General features: G+C 74.4%; 4 protein-coding genes and 1 pseudogene. 4 read left to right on the forward strand and 1 reads right to left on the reverse strand.

Annotated elements, in window-relative coordinates; genetic code table 11:
- The first annotated feature begins 141 nt into the window (after positions 1-141).
- The 3 genes from GFJ45_RS15570 to GFJ45_RS15580 are packed head-to-tail and all read left to right on the forward strand — an operon-like array spanning position 142 to position 2,364.
- Positions 142-855: a TIGR03089 family protein gene (locus GFJ45_RS15570; protein WP_194288724.1), complete on the forward strand. Its 714-nt coding sequence runs from the start codon at positions 142-144 to the stop codon at positions 853-855.
- A 50-nt stretch (positions 856-905) separates the two neighbouring features.
- Complete coding sequence (locus GFJ45_RS15575) at positions 906-1,697, forward strand: CoA transferase subunit A (RefSeq protein ID WP_153398874.1); 792 nt, start codon at positions 906-908, stop codon at positions 1,695-1,697.
- A 1-nt stretch (position 1,698) separates the two neighbouring features.
- Positions 1,699-2,364 carry a CoA transferase subunit B gene (locus GFJ45_RS15580; protein ID WP_153398877.1) on the forward strand — a complete coding sequence of 222 codons (666 nt, stop codon included), beginning with the start codon at positions 1,699-1,701 and terminating at the stop codon, positions 2,362-2,364.
- A gap of 8 nt (positions 2,365-2,372) precedes the next feature.
- Here the strand turns inward: GFJ45_RS15580 and GFJ45_RS15585 are convergent, their stop codons facing one another.
- Entirely contained in the window at positions 2,373-3,347 is a 975-nt protein-coding gene (locus tag GFJ45_RS15585; RefSeq protein ID WP_228387181.1) for a glycosyltransferase family 2 protein, read from the reverse strand.
- A gap of 73 nt (positions 3,348-3,420) precedes the next feature.
- On the opposite strand from GFJ45_RS15585, the pseudogene GFJ45_RS15590 reads away from it, so the two are divergent.
- Positions 3,421-3,718, forward strand: a pseudogene (locus GFJ45_RS15590) (hypothetical protein); the annotation flags it as partial.

Raw genomic sequence — 3,718 nt, forward strand, 5'->3', positions numbered from 1 at the left:
CACGGGCCGGCGGCCGGCGGGCAGCGTGGGGCGGGGCGGGACTGGAGGCCACGGACGTCACCCTGCCACGGCGCCGGACGCCGCGGCCAGGTGCCCGGCGTGGCCGTCGGGGCGCCGGCACCGGTGCACTACGGTGGCGCCGTGCCCACCCCTGCCGAGGTACTGGCGGCCCTCGCGGCCGAGGAGTCCGCGCGGCCCGCCCTGACCTACTACGACGACACCCCGGGACCCACCCGGGGCGAGCGGATCGAGGTGTCCCGCCGGGTGCTGGGCACCTGGGTGGCCAAGGCGGCCAACGCGCTGCAGGAGGGCTTCGACGCCGAGCCCGGCACCCTGGTGCGGCTGGCGCTGCCCGCGCCGCACTGGCGGCTGGCGTACTGGGCGCTCGCGGCGTGGTCGGTGGGCTGCACGGTGACGCTCGACCCGCACGAGGGCGCCGACGTGCTGGTCACCACCGACCCGGACGCACCCGAGGCCGAGGACGCCGACGAGGTGGTGGCGGTGACGCTGGCGGGCCTGGCGCGGGAGTTCCCCGGCATGCTGCGCACCGGCATCATGGACGAGGCCCACGAGCTGGCCTCCTACGGCGACTCCTTCGAGCCGTGGGACGAGCCGGAGCCCGAGGACCCCGCGCTGGTCCACCACGGCCGCCGGATCTCCTACCGCGACGTCGTGCCGGGGCAGACCTGGCCGCGGGGCGCCCGGGTGCTGGTGACCGACACCGACTCGGGCGTCGTCCTCACCCAGGTGCTGCACGCGATGGCCGTCCGCGGCTCGGTCGTCATGGTCCGCGGCGGCCCCCCGGCGGCCGACGACCCGCGACTGGCCGAGGAGGGCGTCGACCTGACCGCCTGAGCCGGCGGACCCCCCGCGGCCCGTGCGGCCCGGTCGATACAGTGGCCGGCATGGACAAGGTTGTCGCCTCCGCCGCGGAGGCCCTGGACGGCGTGCAGGACGGGATGACCCTGGCCGTGGGCGGTTTCGGCCTCTGCGGGATCCCCTCGGTGCTCATCACCGCGTTGCTGGAGCGGGGGACCACCGACCTGGAGGTGGTGTCCAACAACTGCGGAGTGGACGACTGGGGGCTGGGCCTGCTGCTGGGACAGGGCCGGCTGCGTCGCATCGTCGCCTCCTACGTCGGCGAGAACAAGGAGTTCGCCCGCCAGTACCTCAGCGGCGAGATCGAGGTCGAGCTGACCCCCCAGGGCACGCTCGCGGAGAAGCTGCGCGCCGGCGGCTCGGGGATCCCGGCCTTCTACACCGCCACCGGCGTGGGCAGCCAGATCTCCGAGGGCGGCATGCCGTGGCGCTACGACGACCAGGGCGAGGTGGTCGTCGCCTCCCCGCCGAAGGAGACGCGCAGCTTCGACTTCCTCGGCCAGACCCGCGACTACGTGCTCGAGCAGGCCATCGTCGCCGACTTCGGGCTGGTCCGGGCCTGGAAGGGCGACCGGCACGGCAACCTGGTGTTCCGCCGCACTGCCCGCAACTTCAACCCGCTGTGCGCCATGGCCGGCCGGGTGTCGGTCGCCGAGGTCGAGGAGCTGGTCGAGCCCGGCGAGCTGGACCCTGACGAGATCCACCTGCCCGGCATCTACGTGCAGCGGGTGCTGGCGCTGACGCCCGAGCAGGCCGCCGACAAGCGCATCGAGAAGCGCACCGTGCGGCCCGCCCTGACCGCGACCGAGGAGAGCTGAGATGGCGCTGACCAGGGAGCAGATGGCCGCACGGGCCGCTGCGGAGCTGCACGACGGCGACTACGTCAACCTCGGCATCGGCATGCCCACGCTGGTGCCCAACTACGTCCCGGATGACGTCGAGCTGGTGCTGCAGAGCGAGAACGGCATCCTCGGCGTGGGGGCCTACCCGGTGGAGGGCACCGAGGACCCCGACCTCATCAACGCCGGCAAGGAGACCGTGACGCTGCGGCCCGGCTCCTCGATCTTCGACTCGGCCAGCAGCTTCGGGATGATCCGCGGCGGCAAGGTGGACGCGGCCATCCTCGGCGCGATGCAGGTCTCCAGGGCCGGTGACATCGCCAACTGGATGATCCCCGGCAAGATGGTCAAGGGGATGGGCGGCGCGATGGACCTGGTGCAGGGCGCCAAGAAGGTCATCGTGCTGATGGACCACACCGCCAAGGACGGCGCGCCCAAGATCCTGCCCGAGTGCACGCTGCCGATCACCGGGCTGGCCGTGGTCGACCGCATCATCACCGACCTGGCCGTCCTCGACGTCACCGACGACGGCATCGTGCTGCGCGAGCTGGCCCCCGGTGTCACCGTCGAGGAGGTCAGCGAGCGGACCGGCGTCGAGCTGGCCGTCGACCTGCAGGAGCTGGCGATCGACGCTGAGCAGCGGTAGCGGCTGGCTCAGCCGTCCTCGCGGGCCGGGAGCAGGAACCCGGTGCCCCAGGCCAGGTGCATCGTGGCCATCACCAGCGGGGTGCGGGCCGCGACCTGCGGTCCGTGCCGTGCCCCGGTCGCCGCGCCACCGACGGTGACCGTCGCGGCGTAGGCCGCCGGCAGCAGCCACAGCGGCCGCCAGCGGAGGCCGCCCACCAGGCTGCCGGCGAGCCCGACGACCAGCAGCGGAGGGGCCAGGTACCGGTAGTTGACCGAGGCCGGGTACTGCCGCACCAGCCGGCGGCGCCACTGCCCGGTGCGGAACTGCTGCCGCGCCAGCTCGCGCAGGCTGGGCCGGGGCCGGTAGCTGACCGACAGCCCCGGGTCGAACCAGACGGTGCCGCCCTGCTGGCGTATCCGGTAGTTCATCTCCCAGTCCTGGGCCCGCCGGTAGGCCGGGTCGTATCCGCCGACGCGGCGCAGCCAGTCACGCCGGAACACGCCGAGGTAGACCGACTTGGCCGGCCCGGGCCGCCCGCCGACGTGGAACCGCGCCCCCCCGATGCCCAGCGGGGAGCGCAGCGCCGCGGCGACCGCCTGCTCGAACGGGGTCTGCCCCTCGGCCAGCATCACCCCACCGACGTTGGCCGCACCGGTCTCCTCGAGCACGGCGACGGCGCGGGAGAGGTAGCCCGGGGACATCGCGCCGTGCCCGTCCATGCGGACCACCACCTCGTGGCGGGAGGCCTCGATCGCGGCGTTGAGGCCGGCCGGGGTGTGCCCCGCCGGGTTCGGCACCACCTGCACCCGCGGGTCCGCCGCGGCGAGGGCTGCGGCCACCTGCTCGGTGCGGTCGGTCGAGGGCGCGACGGCGAGGACGACCTCGAGCTCCCCGGGGTAGTCCTGGCCGAGGACGGAGCGCACGGCGTCGGCCAGGTACCGCTCCTCGTCGCGGACGGGCATGATCACCGACACGGGGCTGAGGGGTCCGGACGCAGGCACGGCGAGCAGGCTACCGGCCCAACCCCGGGGTGGCACGACGCCGGTACGCAGCCTCCTCGCCTACCCTGTGCCCGTGCCGCACGACCCGCAGGACGACTGGACCCGCCCGCTGCCGCGCACGCCGCGGCCGTCGAGGCGAGCCCGGGACGCACCCCGTCGCCGCGACGAGGGCCACTACGGGCGGGGCTGGCAGGACGACCGCGGCCGGTGGCACGACGACGGGGACGACCGCTGGCAGGACGACGACCGCTGGCAGGACGACGACCGCTGGGACGACCGGCGCCGGTGGCAGGACGACCGTCGGCACTGGCGCGACGCAGACGAGTGGGACGAGTGGGACGAGTGGGACGACGGCGCCGCCGCGGACGAGA

This window comes from Ornithinicoccus halotolerans, from assembly GCF_009602535.1.
Taxonomy (GTDB): Bacteria; Actinomycetota; Actinomycetes; order Actinomycetales; family Dermatophilaceae; genus Ornithinicoccus; species Ornithinicoccus halotolerans.

Bases quoted from the DNA above. Each gene is read 5' to 3' on its own strand.
- GFJ45_RS15580 (WP_153398877.1), top strand. From the start codon at position 1,699: ATGGCGCTGACCAGGGAGCAGATGGCCGCACGGGCCGCTGCGGAGCTG.
- GFJ45_RS15575 (WP_153398874.1), top strand. From the start codon at position 906: ATGGACAAGGTTGTCGCCTCCGCCGCGGAGGCCCTGGACGGCGTGCAG.